This is a genomic window from Candidatus Paracaedibacter acanthamoebae, assembly GCF_000742835.1.
GTDB classification, from domain to species: Bacteria; Pseudomonadota; Alphaproteobacteria; order Paracaedibacterales; family Paracaedibacteraceae; genus Paracaedibacter; species Paracaedibacter acanthamoebae.
The window spans coordinates 705,115-718,323 of the sequence record NZ_CP008941.1 but is presented as its reverse complement, the minus strand read 5'-3'; the positions used below and the strand labels follow the sequence as shown (position 1 = coordinate 718,323).

Below are 13,209 nucleotides of genomic sequence, written 5' to 3'. Positions count from 1 at the left end.
ATAGTTCTGATCTCTATTTTCTAAATTTGCTGCCACACTGGCCTTGCCATCTTAGAAAATGATCCATAATAACTAAACTTACCATGGCTTCCACAATTGGAACAGCCCGAATACCAACACATGGATCATGTCGGCCGGTAATGGAGACATCTACAGGAATTTCATCTTTTGTTAACGTTTTACGTGATTGTGGCGTCGAACTTGTAGGTTTTAAAGCAACTCGACAAATAATGTCCTGACCGGTCGAAATGCCGCCCACAATTCCTCCAGCTTTATTAGTCAGATGCTTTGAAGCCGTCTCTGCTGAGAGTTCATCATATCCGTTTTCTGATGTTACACAGCCAAAACCCTCTCCGATTTCCACACCTTTAACGGCGTTAATACTCATCAATGCTTTAGCAAGATCTGCATCTAGCTTGTCATAGACAGGTTCTCCCAATCCAGACGGCATATTCTTCACGTGAACCTCAATTAAGGCGCCCACTGATCGTCCTTGATTCTTTATGTCTTGCAGATAAGGAGTCCATGATTGTGTACTTTTTTCATCAGGGCAAAATAAAGGATTTTCCGGATAAGGATGTCCCAGCCAGGTTGAGCTAAGTTTTTGAGTTCCTAGCTGAATAACGGCAGCTGTTGTTTGAAGGGTGGGGAAAGACAATTGCAGAATTTGGTGGGCTATTGCGCCTGCGGCAACTCGTATGGCTGTTTCACGGGCTGAGGCGCGTCCGCCTCCACGGTGATCCACGTGACCATATTTCATGGTGTAACTGTAATCCGCATGGCCAGGACGATAAATGTTCTTAAAGGGATCGTAATCGCCAGACCGTTGATCTGTATTATAAATTAAAAAAGATAAAGGGGTTCCTAACGTTTTACCTTCGTACACCCCAGACAGAATATGAATTTGATCAGATTCTTGACGAGCTGAGGTTAATCTATGGTGTCCGCCTGGTTTGCGACGGTCCAATGCTTGTTGAATTTTCTTTATATCTAAAGGAAAGCCAGGAGGAACACCATCTAAGACACCCCCAATGGCTGTACCATGACTCTCACCCCACGTGGTTAGAGTAAAAGCTTGTCCAATGGTGTTCCCGGGCATAGAAAACTACTCTAGTGTAATGTCTGGTGCATCAATTGCTTTCATACCAATGATGTTATAACCGCTGTCGACATGGTGTATTTCCCCGGTGACACCAGCAGCCAAATCACTTAATAAGTAAACGCCGGCGCCCCCTACATCCTCAAGAGTGGTGTTACGACGCAAAGGAGAATTAAATTGATTCCATTTTAAGATGTAGCGAAAATCACCAATCCCGGCTGCAGCCAAAGTTTTAACTGGACCTGCAGAAATAGCATTAACGCGGATACTCTCGGTTCCTAAGTCGGCTGCTAAATAGCGAACGCTTGCTTCTAATGCTGCTTTAGCGACACCCATAACATTATAATGAGGCACGACTTTTTCTGCACCATAATACGTTAAGGTTAGCAAGGAGCCGCCTTCTTTCATATATTTGGCAGCTTCTCGACATGTTTCTGTGAAGGAATAACAGGAAATATTCATCGAATTAAGGAAGTTGCTGCGGCTGGTGTCGCGGTAATTGCCTTTGAGTTCGTTTTTATCAGCAAAAGCAATGGCATGAACAACAAAGTCAACCTTGCCCCATTTTTTTCCAATTGTTTCAAACGCTTTGGCGATATCACCCTCGACCGAAACGTCGCATTCAATCATAAAATCAGAGCCAAGTTCTGCTGCTAAAGGAGAGACGCGCTTCATCAAAGTTTCGCCTTGATAAGTAAACGCAAGTTCCGCCCCTTGAGCGGCAAGAGCCTGAGAAACTCCCCAAGCAAGAGAGTGGTCATTGGCCACACCCATAATGACGCCTCTTTTACCAGCCATTAATCCAGTTTTTGTCATTGTCATATTCCTAAAATTTAATTTTTATATCTAGTATAACTGTTTAGACGAATTATGTCGATTTTTTTGTTTGATTGTGGGGGGAGATAAGAAAGAGTTTTCGGTCTAAGATAGTCATTTAAAAAATGTGGAAAATATACATAATCTTAATGTCCGACAACTATTAGCTTCATAAATGGTCAATCCTGCCTTATAATTTGGTTAGAATAATTTTAAAGATAGATGACTATGTTTTCAAAATTTGAACGGATGATTGCATTTCGATACTTGCGATCATCACGGCAAGAAGGTTTTGTTTCTGTTATTGCTTGGTTTTCTTTTATTGGCATTGCCTTGGGAGTTGCAACACTAATCATCGTCATGGCTGTCATGAATGGTTTTCGGCAAGAGTTATTGCAACGCATTATTGGTATGAATGGCCATGTGGCTATCAATGCGATCAATCGTCCTTTTGATGATTTTGATAAGGTGGCGGATGCTGTGCGGAAGGTTAAAGGCGTAGTCCAAGTTTATCCGGAGATAGAACGGCAGGCGATGTTAATGTATCGTGCCCAAGCGCGCGGCGTTCAGGTGCATGGGATGCGCCCTGCAGATCTTAAGAAGCGCGATTTTATTAAGAATAATATTGTGGATGGAACCCTTGATCAATTTGGTGTTTTTGAACATGACGATGTGAAAACTGAAACGGTGGCTATTGGTGTTACTCTTGCCCGCAAAACTGGTATTGTTGTTGGCGATCGAATCAGTTTAATGAGTCCAGAAGGAACCGCCTCGGCTTTTGGAACTTTACCGCGTCAAAAATCCTTTGTAGTCGCGGCAATTTTTAAGGCGGGTGTCTTTCAATATGATTCTGGCGTTATTTTTATTCCCTTAGCATCGGCTCAATCTTTTTTCCGCTTGGGGGATGGTGTCACAAACTTGGATGTGTTTGTGGATAATCCTGATAAGGTTGGTCAGCGATCCTTTCAGATTCAAAATACGATTGGTCAAGGCTATCAGCTTTTTGATTGGCAAAACTCTAACAATACTTTGTTTCAAGCTGTCGAAGTTGAACGCAATGTGATGTTTATTATTTTGACGCTTATTATTCTAATCGCTGCCTTCAATATTTTGTCGAGTTTGATTATGCTTGTGAAAGATAAAACTCGGGATATAGCGATTATGCGAACCATGGGTGCCAGCCAGAAAAGTATGATGCGCATTTTCTTTTTAACAGGATCAACCTTGGGGTTAGTTGGTACGGCTTTGGGGCTGACAGTGGGCTTAGCATTTGCTTTAAATATTGAATCTATTCGTCAGGGATTACAGTCTTTACTAGGAACCAATCTGTTTAATGAAGAAATTTATTTTTTAACACAGCTTCCATGTAAGCTTGATCCACTTGATGTAACCATCACAGTTGTAACAGCATTAATTCTTACTTTCCTATCGACCCTGTACCCATCCTGGCGAGCGGCGCGCCTTGATCCCGTGGAGGCTTTGAGACAATGACCCAAACAACATTAATTTTAGATTCTATCACCCGAACTTTTGAGCAAGCAGAGGAAACTTTAGAGATTCTAAAAAACATTAATTTTCAAATTCAAAGTGGAGAAATTGTGGCGTTAGTCGGGCATAGTGGAGCAGGTAAATCTACCTTGTTGCAGATTGCGGGATTACTAGAGCCACCCACCACCGGTCGCGTTATTATGGCTGGTAAAGATACAGTGCAGTTATCCGATACGGAACGAACTCATTTACGGAATCGCTATGTTGGATTTGTGTATCAATTCCATCATTTATTACCCGAGTTCTCTGCTGTTGAAAATGTTATGGTTCCTCAACTTATAGCCAATACGTCTGCAGCGCAGGCGCGTTTAAAGGCGAAAGATTTACTCGTTAAACTTGGATTGTCCCATAGATTAGAGCACCGTCCTAAAAAGTTATCCGGTGGGGAACAACAGCGTGTAGCCATTGCGCGGGCTTTAGCAAATTCTCCTAAAATTCTCTTAGCTGATGAACCGACAGGCAATTTAGACTATGCCACTTCCGATATCGTTTTTGGTGAGATGATGCAGCTGGTACGGGAGACAGGAATGTCAGCTTTAATTGCAACCCATAATTCTGACTTGGCTAAAAAGATGGACCGGATCATTGAAATTAAAGCAGGACAGCTTGTGTAGAGAAGTAAGCGTAAGGTGGGAGTACTTATTGTTTAGAGAGGCCATTTTCCTGGCAGAAGAGCGGGGAACTTGAGATGGCAAATGATGATTTATGTGATTTCGAGATTCCGGATCGCGCTGCGCTTGTCCGGAAAAAGGAGGAGGTTGGTGAAAAAGTTACAAAAAACTTTCTTTTCCCGGCCGAAGCGCCGGAAACTCTAGCTGATAAATGATGATTTATGTGATTTCGAGATTCCAGATCGTGCTGCGCTTGTCCGGAAAAAGGAGGAGGTTGGTGAAAAAGTTACAAAAAACTTTCTTTTCCCGGCCGAAGAGCCGGGAACTCGCGCTGACAAACAACCACTTATATGATCTCGAGACCCCGGGCCTGTCCTCAACTTGATTGGGGATCAAGACCGGGGAAGGTGCCCTTAAAGCCTATTCTTCAATTATTTAAATATAGGAACGAATGGCTGAGATTTTTTACTTTTCCTTAGCACTCTTGTGAAATAATTGATATAATCTGGCTTACGAGCGCGAAGCTGAGGCTAATCCTTGATAATCAAGAAGTGCAAAACATTCGCAACCCTTCATCATCTGTTCCAAAGCGTGGATATACGGATTGTTAGAATATTGGCTTTGGGGTTTGTAAGTGGACTTCCCTTTTTATTGACTCTATCCACCTTAAGTTATTGGCTAGCTGAAGACGGAGCCACGAATACGGCGATTGGCTTGTTCATGATCGTCAGTTTACCTTATAGTTTTAAATTTATTTGGGCGCCGGTGGTCGATTATGTAGGAATTCCGTTTTTGACAAAGCGGTGGGGAAAGCGACGGTCGTGGTTATTAGTCTCCCAAGTTTTATTGACCTTCAGTTTGTTTGCGATGGGATTTTGTAGCCCTGCAGAAAATTTGTTACAGCTGGGCGTAACAGCTACTTTGGTTGCTGTCTTTTCGGCAACGCAAGATATTATCATTGATGCTTATCGAATTGAAACAATATCGGCTAAAAACTGTGGAACTGCTGCTGCTTTTGAAACCATTGGTTTTCGGTTTGGAATGTTAATTTCAGGAGCAGGTGCTCTTTACCTGGCTGCTATATTCAGCTGGCAGCATGCCTATCATATTATGGCATTCTTAAGCATTCTTTCTCTTGGTCTTACCTGTATTATTCCTGAGCCAATTTCTACAACTATTGTTAAGCCAGATTTTTCTGGCCGACAGCATCATTTTCTTAAAAGATTGGCTTCATTTTTTATATTACCCATTCGTCAGTTTGCTCATAAAGATAAGCTATGGATGATTCTGGCCTTTATTTTCTTTTTTAAGATGACTGACACAGTTTTGAATTCGATGAGTGCTCCCTTTTTATGCGATTTGGGGTTCAGTAAGCTAGAATTTGCCAATGTATCAAAGCTTTTTGGTATTACATTGATGGTTATTGGTGGGTTAATTGGGGGCTTGATGATTCAACGTCTAGGTATATACCAGTCAGCTACTATGTGTGCTGTCTTGCAGGCCGTTTCTGCTTTAATGTTTACAATTCAAAGCCTAAGTGGCCATGACTCTAACATTCTGATGATTACAGTTGGATCAGAAAGCTTGTGTTCGGGCATGACATCAACCATATTCATTGCTTTATTATCAGGGTTATGTACCCAACCACATACAGCATCGCATTTTACATTACTGTACTCATTTGGGTCTTTGTGCCGTGTGGGCACCTCGGCTATGGCCGGCTGGCTTGCTGATCAAGTGTCTTGGTCCGTATTGTTCTTGTTCTGTTTTGCAGCGCTGGTACCATCAGTTATTCTGTTAAATGGTATTCTATCCGATACGGCAGATTCATCAGAAAGCGATGTTCAACAGGCTAACAGGGCTTGAATATTTAAAATAAAGAGCTAAAAAACATAAAAAAGCATGACAAATTTAAGATATAGATTCAATATAATATAAAGTCCCTTTATTTTTTATAAAATGCTAAACACTTGCTTTACTGAGTCCGCTAGCACAGTCACACCAATAAGGTTATGTAATCCATCCACCTTATCTGATCTTCTAAAACATCGGCCACTCTATGTTCAGACATGGGTAGAGCAACATGAGTTTAAGGCAATGCCTTCATCAATCTTATTGGTCCCGAATGGTGAGGGCCAAATTGACGAAATTTTCTGGGGGCTTGATGAGACACCGTGGCAATTCGCTAGTCTTGCTGGTAAGCTACCGAGTGGTACTTACCAAATTGATGATTGGGGTGATCTTGATCAAAGCTTAGCATGCTTAACTTGGGCATTGGCATCCTATCAGTTTACCCGGTATAAAGAACAAAAGAACAAAAAGCAGGTCATTTTAGTTTGGCCGTCTGCAGTTAACAGAAATTGGGTTGAAACTGCAAAAGACGCTATAACTTTAGTGCGGGATCTAATCAATACTCCGGCCTGCGATTTGACGCCTGTCACCCTAGCGGATGCTGTTAAAACGGCGACGGCTAACTTTGGGGCGCAGCTCAAGATTATTTTAGGTGACGAATTGCAGCACGAATTTCCTGCAATCCACACAGTGGGGAAAGCTGCAGAAATTGCCCCACGTCTTATAGATTTGCGATGGTCCCATCCTCAGGCTAAAAAATCAATTGCCATTGTGGGCAAGGGGGTATGCTTTGATTCCGGTGGGCTGGATATTAAGCCGTCGGCTGGAATGTTTATGATGAAAAAGGATATGGGGGGTGCTGCCCATGCATTAGCGCTTGCCATGATGATTATGAAACTCAATTTGCCTATCTCCTTACATCTGTTGATTCCCGCTGTTGAAAATGCCGTCAGTGGCAATGCTATGCATCCTATGGATATCATTAAAACGCGTAAAGGGCTAACTGTTGAAATTGGGAATACTGATGCTGAAGGACGCTTAATTCTCTGTGATGCATTGTACGAAGCTTGTCAAAGCAAGCCAGATCTGGTTATTGATTTTGCGACTTTAACCGGAGCTGCCCGCATTGCTCTTGGGACAGAGCTGCCTGCAGTTTTTAGCAATAACCAAGAAATTTCTGATGCTTTGCTTGCAGCAGGTTGTGAAATGCAAGAACCCTTGTGGCCAATGCCCTTGCATAAACCGTATGTAAAATTATTAAAATCACCCATCGCCGATCTGAGCAGTACAGGTAAGTCGTCCTATGGTGGGGCGATAGTGGCAGCATTATTCCTAGAGCAGTTTGTTGAAAAAGACATCAATTGGATCCACATTGATCACATGGCATGGAACTTATCTTCAACCCCCGGCAAGCCAGAAGGGGGGGAGGCTATGGGCCTACTACCAGCTTTTAAGTTTATTTCCAATCTTCTTGAGCAAGCCTAAGTTTATTAACTATTCATCAATAAAGTTTGCGAAATTAACTTATTTTTAATAAAATTGTATTCATAGACGTTATAGCTGGCATTTTTGATGAACAATTTTATTAAGTACTTTTTGGTCACGGTGACAGTATGTATCCCCTTTTCTGCCGAGGCTAAAAAGTGCAAAAAGAAAGTAAAGTGTGCACCTCATCAGGCTAAAATTGTAAAACCAAAACGCGATGCTGCTCCAAATTATTCGCCAGACTATAGGACTCAGACTCGTCTCGCCAAACTTGAAACTAAAATTAAGAAACTTGAAGAGAGCGCTCTTAGGGAGCCTAAGCCGGCCTTGGTCCCAGAAAAGCTTCCAAAGTCACTTGTAACTTCTGGCAATCCTAAAAGTTCTGTTAAGTTAAGTGGCCAAATTAACCGTTTTGTTGCTTATCGCAATAACGGCAACCAGAGTCGCATTGAGCATTTAGATTCCACGGCAAGTTCTAGTCGCGTCAATATTACAGGTCAATCTAACATTAACTCCAAATTTCAAATTCAGGCTGTGATCGAAACTGAGTTAACAGATGGAGTTCAATCTGCTGCTGCTGATGCAGATATTGGGTCTGCGCCCATAGGCTCGGCTTATGGTGATACGAGTCCAATTGTGCGTAACCGCAGGCTCGAGGCTGTTTTTAAGCATGACACCTTTGGTACATTATTTATTGGTAAAGGATCGACTTCAAGTGACGGAGTTTCCGAAGTTGATTTCTCTGGAACAACGGCAATCAGTAATGCCTCCGAAGCCTCTAATAATTTAGGTGGTTTTAGATTCTATAACAAAAAGTTGCGGACATCAGCCAATCAGAGAATTGCCTCTGATGCATTCAGAAATATGGATGGTTTGCAACGGGCCAATCGGATTCGTTATGATTCTCCATCTTTTAAAGGAGTGGTCATTGGATTAACTCATACAAACGGCGATCAGTCTGACCAAAGTATTAAATACGCTGCTAAATTTGGAAAAACCAAAGTCGGTGCTGCAATTGCTCATACCTATCAGCCATTTAGCACGGTTACCGTCAATAATGCTACTCAATCACGCTGTCATCATACCTATCATGGGTCCTTTGCAATCTATAATAATGGATTTAGTTTTGGGGCAGCGGGCGGTATTGAAAAATATCGTATGAAGTCAGCTGTTAAACAGCTAAAACGCAAACAAGCAACTTTCTGGTTCCTGAAAGCAGGTTATCAGACTAAGTTTATCAATTGTGGAAAAACCGCTTTTGCCATTGATTGGGGTTATTCTAAAGCGAATACATTGCTTGAAACCAATCTCAATCTTGCAAATAATGAAAGAGCTAAGAGTTATGCTCTTACAATTGTTCAGAATTTTGATTCCGCAGGTACAGAAGTTTATTTTTCGGCGCGAGAATACCATTTTGAACAACCTTTTGCCTCTTATAAAAATGCCGTTGTTGTATTGGTAGGTACCCGTGTCAAATTCTAAGGTTTACTTTATCTTAATGGCGACTATAAGCCTGGTTGCATGTTCAGGGAATTATAAGCCTGAATTGCTGCCAGAGCCTAATGCTATAAAAGAGGGGAAGGGATTGTTTTCCGGGGAGGATGGAACCTTAACCCTTTATGCATCGGATGAATGTGTTTGTGAATCAGCGGATGCAACTAAAGCAACGGCACGGTCGACTAAATAGCCAACGCCGTTTCTTATATTAGAGTTTTAGTCCATCAAGCCACAATCCCCTTAAGATAAATAGATTGTGCAGCTGTAGTTGACTTATTTTTGGAACTTAAGTGTAGATCATTAGATCTATGTTGGATCAGCAGGGAGAGGTAAGTCCCCTGCAAAGTCCTCGTGAATTTGTAAGGTACTTTCAAAGTAATCCCATCACCCTTATAGGAGCTTTAACAACACAAAACCTGAGTTTAAAGAAAGGAAACTATAATGAAACAAATCCTTGTACCCTTGACTATAATAGCAACGTGCTGTGCTCGTGAACCATTATCGGGGGAAGATGGCTCCCTTGATTTAATACCATCAGAACAAGATAGAAATTATATTTTTAGCCCACTTGGGGCATCTAAAACTTTAAAAGCCCTTCAATTAATTTTTCCCGCTATAAAAAAAGACCCGCAAGTATCCTTAGAGCAATCGGATAAAGGTCCAAAAGAATTATCACCAGCAATTGAATGCCTCTCCTATATTATTTTAGATAATGCAATTTCTCTAAAAGAACCCATGCTAAAACAACTCATGGATGTAGAAAATATTGTATTGAAAACTAATTTTTCAAACGCAGCTGAAACAGCAAGCCTCGTCAATAAAACCATAGAAGATGAAACGCAAGGTCTTGTCAGCGAAATTATTCAGGTCACCGATGTGCCTGCAAATGCTGAGTTAGTTTTACTGAATACAGTTATTGTCGGAACTGCCTGGAAATATCCGTTAAAAAAGAAAGCCGAGGCGCTATCGTTTAAATTTTCTGACGCAACTGTTTTTAATGTAAGGGCAAGTTATGGTTCTGTTGGTTGTTATTTTTATGAGTCAGATCAGTCATACTTTGTGGAATTAGAGACAAGTGAACACGACTTAAGCATGATCTTTAAACTAGCCAAAAATGGCTATATAACAAGTCCTTTAACATTGTCTGAAATTTTTCATTATCAGCAAAATAAGGTTCAGCAGCAAGTTATGCTGACAATCCCAAATGGATATGTTACTTCAACGCATGACCTCATAAAAACTTTATCTTCCGAAATTTCGATTCTTAAGCCCAACATAAAAGGTCTAACATTAGCTTTAGCAAAGCAAGTTGCCACTATTGAATGGGATGACCAAGGGATTACAGGAGGAGCACCAACAGCTGTGATTGATAGGGTAGGGCCTATGGTCAAGCAGTCTATAAAAGAGATCACAATTAACAGACCATTCAGTTTTGCTTGTGTTCAGGGAACATCTGCTAGTCTAGACATTATATTAACTGGAAGTATTAGAGATATGAATGGCTTGATTGCATATTATACAAGCAAGCGTAATTTTGGATTAAAAACAAATTTAGTTTCATCTGATGAAGAAAAACATTAATATTGAGGAACATTTTATTAAATTTGTTAGTAGGGGCAACAATGCTAAATTTAACTCCAATCACCTATGCCGCCGACGAGACTGGCCGGAAAGCTAGCACAACAACAAATCAGGAAATATGCAATGCCATTGCGATGGATTTCTTAAGTCACAGCCCCGTTGAGGTTAAATGTGATGCAGGCTTGTCTGAGTTTGCGACCGTTGGGACGCTCATGACAATCGGTTTTACAGATACTTGGAAGATGGTATATGAAGCTTTATTAACGAGTCTTAATGAGCACCGTTCTGCTTTAAAGGAAGCAACTATTTTGCAGCGTCGCGAAATAGAGTTAACGATTTCAATCGTTGAAGACTATATTAAAATGATGGATTTAAATAAGCAGCATCGGCGTGTGAGCTTATTTATGCCCCCAAATCTTGTGGATCCCCAAGATGCCATTGACGCCATTGGATTTGTTTTTGGAAACTTAAACAGTCTTATTGTTAAGGGGTATAAACCGGATGTAGTGGCTCAACGGTTTAAATTCTATGTGATGCCAGGAGATGACATTCTCAGTTTTATTGATGGTGCTATTGCAGAGTTGAAACGTCTGATTAATCAATATTCCGAAAGTGGCGCAGATATTCTTTATCCCTCTATTCGCCAGCTTGATGATATCATTGATTCTAAAAAGCTTGATGCTATTGTAAAGGAACTTCCAACCTTAATTGGTGATGGTCATGCCGACGTGATTAGTGAATTTCAAGCCCAGATTCAACGCTATGTGGAGTTTGTAACCACAACTTTACGTCCCCCTGCCACTGCGGAAAGCTTTTTACCGCAGGAGTTGTATCTTACTTATTTAAGGCTTTATGGTGTCTACGATACGCCGGAGCAGCTTATTGATCGCGCTAAAAAGGATTGGGATATTTATTATAAGCGTTATCAGGATTTGGCACTTCAAATTGCGCAGGATAGAGAATTGAGCGAAACTGATCCTGCTAAAATAGTTTTGGCTTTAGAACAGGAAGCCCGTTCAGTCGATACAAAATTGGTTATGGAGCGCTATGAGGCGGCCCAAGCTCAAATGGAAGAATATATAAAGCGCGATAACCTAATGACGTTGCCAGGTCGACCTATTCGGATGCGGGTAGGGACGGCTGCAGAAGAAGCGACGTTTCCAGTGCCCCATGTCATTACTCCTAATTTTATTGGTAATACCGGAACGGTTTGGCCGGAATTTGTTTTGTGTGATTTGGCAGGCAATTCAAGTCCAATGACAGCAGATCCCTTGATTGTCCATGAAGGACGGCCTGGGCATGACTTGCAATTTTCCCGTATGGTAGAGCTTTATCTCGAGGGAAAGCTCAATCTGATAGAGATTATTATTGCTAGTAATTCAGCTAATGCTGAAGGATGGGCTCATTATGCGGAGTACTTGATGACGGATTATATGCCGCTAGAATCTCAACTGGCAGCTCTTAAAGATCAATTATTACGCATTGGTCGGATGTTCCTCGATCCGCAATTGAACAGTCAGCAAATTGGATTTGATGATGTGGTTAAGTTCATGAAAGAAAAAGTTGGCTTTGACTCTATGGCGACGGCAGAGGCTAAACGTTATAGTTTTCAAATTCCGGGCCAGGCAACGTCCTATCGCTATGGCGCCATCAAAATTATGGATTTACGCGATAAGCTGTGTCGAGAGATGGGCGATATGTTTAAAATGCAGAAATTTCATGACGCAATTCTATCCTTTGGTTTGTTACCGGTAGATTTGTATGCGGATTTAATTAAAAATAGAATGGCGGAGTTGTAAAAGAGAAAGGGTGTTTCTTGCCCTTACTGTTGATGACGCCTATCCTTTCTTATTATTAAGATTAAATTTTTTACGTTTTTTAACTTTAATTTCTACTGTAAATGTTTTAGTAGCTAGAGGTAATTAAAAATATAAAAAGGCTTAGGAGAATCAATGCTGTCAAAAATCATTTTAAGTATTAGCTGTGCTAATATCCTCATATTCTCTCAATTCTTTTAAAATTTCTCCCTTGCTAACATAGAAGATCTCTGTAACCTAATTTTATTTCAAGAGGTCTTTAAGGTTACTCACAACCTTACGCAGTTCTTCTAAACTTACCCATTTATTCAAGTTTAGCCTTTTCAGCTTGGATAAGAATTCAATATCCTGAAGTTGATAAAGCACCAATATTTTCTCGCAATTTTTATATTAGTATCTTCTATTTTGTAAGCTGGTAGTTAAAGAACTGCTTCTTAGCGATAAGACTTCCAGGGAACTATTTATAGTTAAAGACTTCCATCCAATTAATCTGTCACTTCCAGATACTGTAAACTCGACTATATTAAAAGGTTGTAGGAAAAGGAAAACTGCTCATAACCTATTAAGTCTATTCAAAAAATTATAAAGAAGATTTTGGAAAGGGTGGCGTCTCCTACGGGATTCGAACCCGTGTTGCCGCCGTGAGAGGGCGGTGTCCTAGGCCTCTAGACGAAGGAGACATGTAATATATGCAATATATAGGGTTTTTTATAGCCCAATGCAAGCGAATTGTTAAGTGTTACTAAAAAAGATACCCGCCGGCCACCACCTTATTGAAAATCTTATCCTACTCAGTTCATTTCAGAAAAAAGGAATTTTAGAAGTATTTTCCTGTTAACCTCCCATTAATACCCATAAAATCCCATTGTATCCCATATATTCCCATGATATGTTGAAAATGGAG

At 40.9% G+C, this 13,209-nt stretch carries 11 protein-coding genes and 1 tRNA gene; 9 read left to right on the top strand and 3 right to left on the bottom strand.

The genetic code is table 11. From position 1 onward, the window contains the following. Nucleotides 1-13: 13 nt before the first annotated feature. Together aroC and fabI are read right to left on the bottom strand one after the other, a co-directional pair. On the bottom strand, nt 14-1,099 hold the full coding sequence (gene aroC / locus ID47_RS03250; protein WP_038463799.1) for a chorismate synthase: 1,086 nt from the start codon (nt 1,097-1,099) through the stop codon (nt 14-16). 6 nt (nt 1,100-1,105) lie between these two features. Next, entirely contained in the window at nt 1,106-1,915 is an 810-nt protein-coding gene (gene fabI / locus ID47_RS03245; RefSeq protein ID WP_198022332.1) for an enoyl-ACP reductase FabI, read from the bottom strand. A 228-nt stretch (nt 1,916-2,143) separates the two neighbouring features. On the opposite strand from fabI, the gene ID47_RS03240 reads away from it, so the two are divergent. From ID47_RS03240 to ID47_RS03205, 9 genes are all read left to right on the top strand, one after another. After that, nucleotides 2,144-3,406 carry a lipoprotein-releasing ABC transporter permease subunit gene (locus tag ID47_RS03240; protein WP_038463796.1) on the top strand — a complete coding sequence of 421 codons (1,263 nt, stop codon included), beginning with the start codon at nt 2,144-2,146 and terminating at the stop codon, nt 3,404-3,406. Then, complete coding sequence (locus ID47_RS03235; RefSeq protein ID WP_038463793.1) at nt 3,403-4,077, top strand: ABC transporter ATP-binding protein; 675 nt, start codon at nt 3,403-3,405, stop codon at nt 4,075-4,077. Before ID47_RS03240 ends, ID47_RS03235 begins: the two co-directional genes overlap by 4 nt. Before the next feature lie 74 nt (nt 4,078-4,151). Beyond that, a complete protein-coding gene (locus tag ID47_RS12795; RefSeq protein WP_156956629.1) occupies nt 4,152-4,289 on the top strand; it encodes a hypothetical protein in 138 nt (45 codons plus the stop codon). Nucleotides 4,290-4,665: 376 nt separating this feature from the next. Continuing rightward, nucleotides 4,666-5,940 carry an AmpG family muropeptide MFS transporter gene (locus tag ID47_RS03230; protein ID WP_232223259.1) on the top strand — a complete coding sequence of 425 codons (1,275 nt, stop codon included), beginning with the start codon at nt 4,666-4,668 and terminating at the stop codon, nt 5,938-5,940. Between the two features lie 93 nt (nt 5,941-6,033). Continuing rightward, the gene (locus ID47_RS03225; RefSeq protein ID WP_051908507.1) at nt 6,034-7,410 is read left to right on the top strand and encodes a leucyl aminopeptidase family protein; all 1,377 of its coding nucleotides are present in this window, start codon (nt 6,034-6,036) and stop codon (nt 7,408-7,410) included. A gap of 87 nt (nt 7,411-7,497) precedes the next feature. Then, entirely contained in the window at nt 7,498-8,892 is a 1,395-nt protein-coding gene (locus ID47_RS03220) for a porin (protein ID WP_038463790.1), read from the top strand. A 16-nt stretch (nt 8,893-8,908) separates the two neighbouring features. Continuing rightward, nucleotides 8,909-9,097, top strand: a complete 189-nt coding sequence (locus tag ID47_RS03215) for a hypothetical protein (protein WP_038463787.1) — start codon at nt 8,909-8,911, stop codon at nt 9,095-9,097. A gap of 251 nt (nt 9,098-9,348) precedes the next feature. Beyond that, nucleotides 9,349-10,488 (top strand): serpin family protein, encoded by a 1,140-nt coding sequence (locus tag ID47_RS03210; protein WP_038463784.1) that lies wholly within the window; start codon nt 9,349-9,351, stop codon nt 10,486-10,488. A 41-nt stretch (nt 10,489-10,529) separates the two neighbouring features. Next, nucleotides 10,530-12,287, top strand: coding sequence for a DUF885 family protein (locus ID47_RS03205; RefSeq protein WP_038463781.1), 1,758 nt, complete (start codon nt 10,530-10,532; stop codon nt 12,285-12,287). Nucleotides 12,288-12,909: 622 nt separating this feature from the next. On the opposite strand, the gene ID47_RS03200 is transcribed toward ID47_RS03205, so the two are convergent. Beyond that, nucleotides 12,910-12,985, bottom strand: a tRNA-Glu gene (locus tag ID47_RS03200). Nucleotides 12,986-13,209 lie beyond the last annotated feature (224 nt).

Coding starts and splice junctions, on each gene's coding strand:
- ID47_RS03225 (WP_051908507.1), top strand. CDS start 6,034: ATGCTAAACACTTGCTTTACTGAGTCCGCTAGCACAGTCACACCAATA.
- ID47_RS03215 (WP_038463787.1), top strand. CDS start 8,909: ATGGCGACTATAAGCCTGGTTGCATGTTCAGGGAATTATAAGCCTGAA.
- ID47_RS03220 (WP_038463790.1), top strand. CDS start 7,498: ATGAACAATTTTATTAAGTACTTTTTGGTCACGGTGACAGTATGTATC.
- ID47_RS03205 (WP_038463781.1), top strand. CDS start 10,530: ATGCTAAATTTAACTCCAATCACCTATGCCGCCGACGAGACTGGCCGG.
- aroC (WP_038463799.1), bottom strand. CDS start 1,099: ATGCCCGGGAACACCATTGGACAAGCTTTTACTCTAACCACGTGGGGT.
- ID47_RS03210 (WP_038463784.1), top strand. CDS start 9,349: ATGAAACAAATCCTTGTACCCTTGACTATAATAGCAACGTGCTGTGCT.
- ID47_RS03240 (WP_038463796.1), top strand. CDS start 2,144: ATGTTTTCAAAATTTGAACGGATGATTGCATTTCGATACTTGCGATCA.
- fabI (WP_198022332.1), bottom strand. CDS start 1,915: ATGACAAAAACTGGATTAATGGCTGGTAAAAGAGGCGTCATTATGGGT.
- ID47_RS12795 (WP_156956629.1), top strand. CDS start 4,152: ATGGCAAATGATGATTTATGTGATTTCGAGATTCCGGATCGCGCTGCG.
- ID47_RS03235 (WP_038463793.1), top strand. CDS start 3,403: ATGACCCAAACAACATTAATTTTAGATTCTATCACCCGAACTTTTGAG.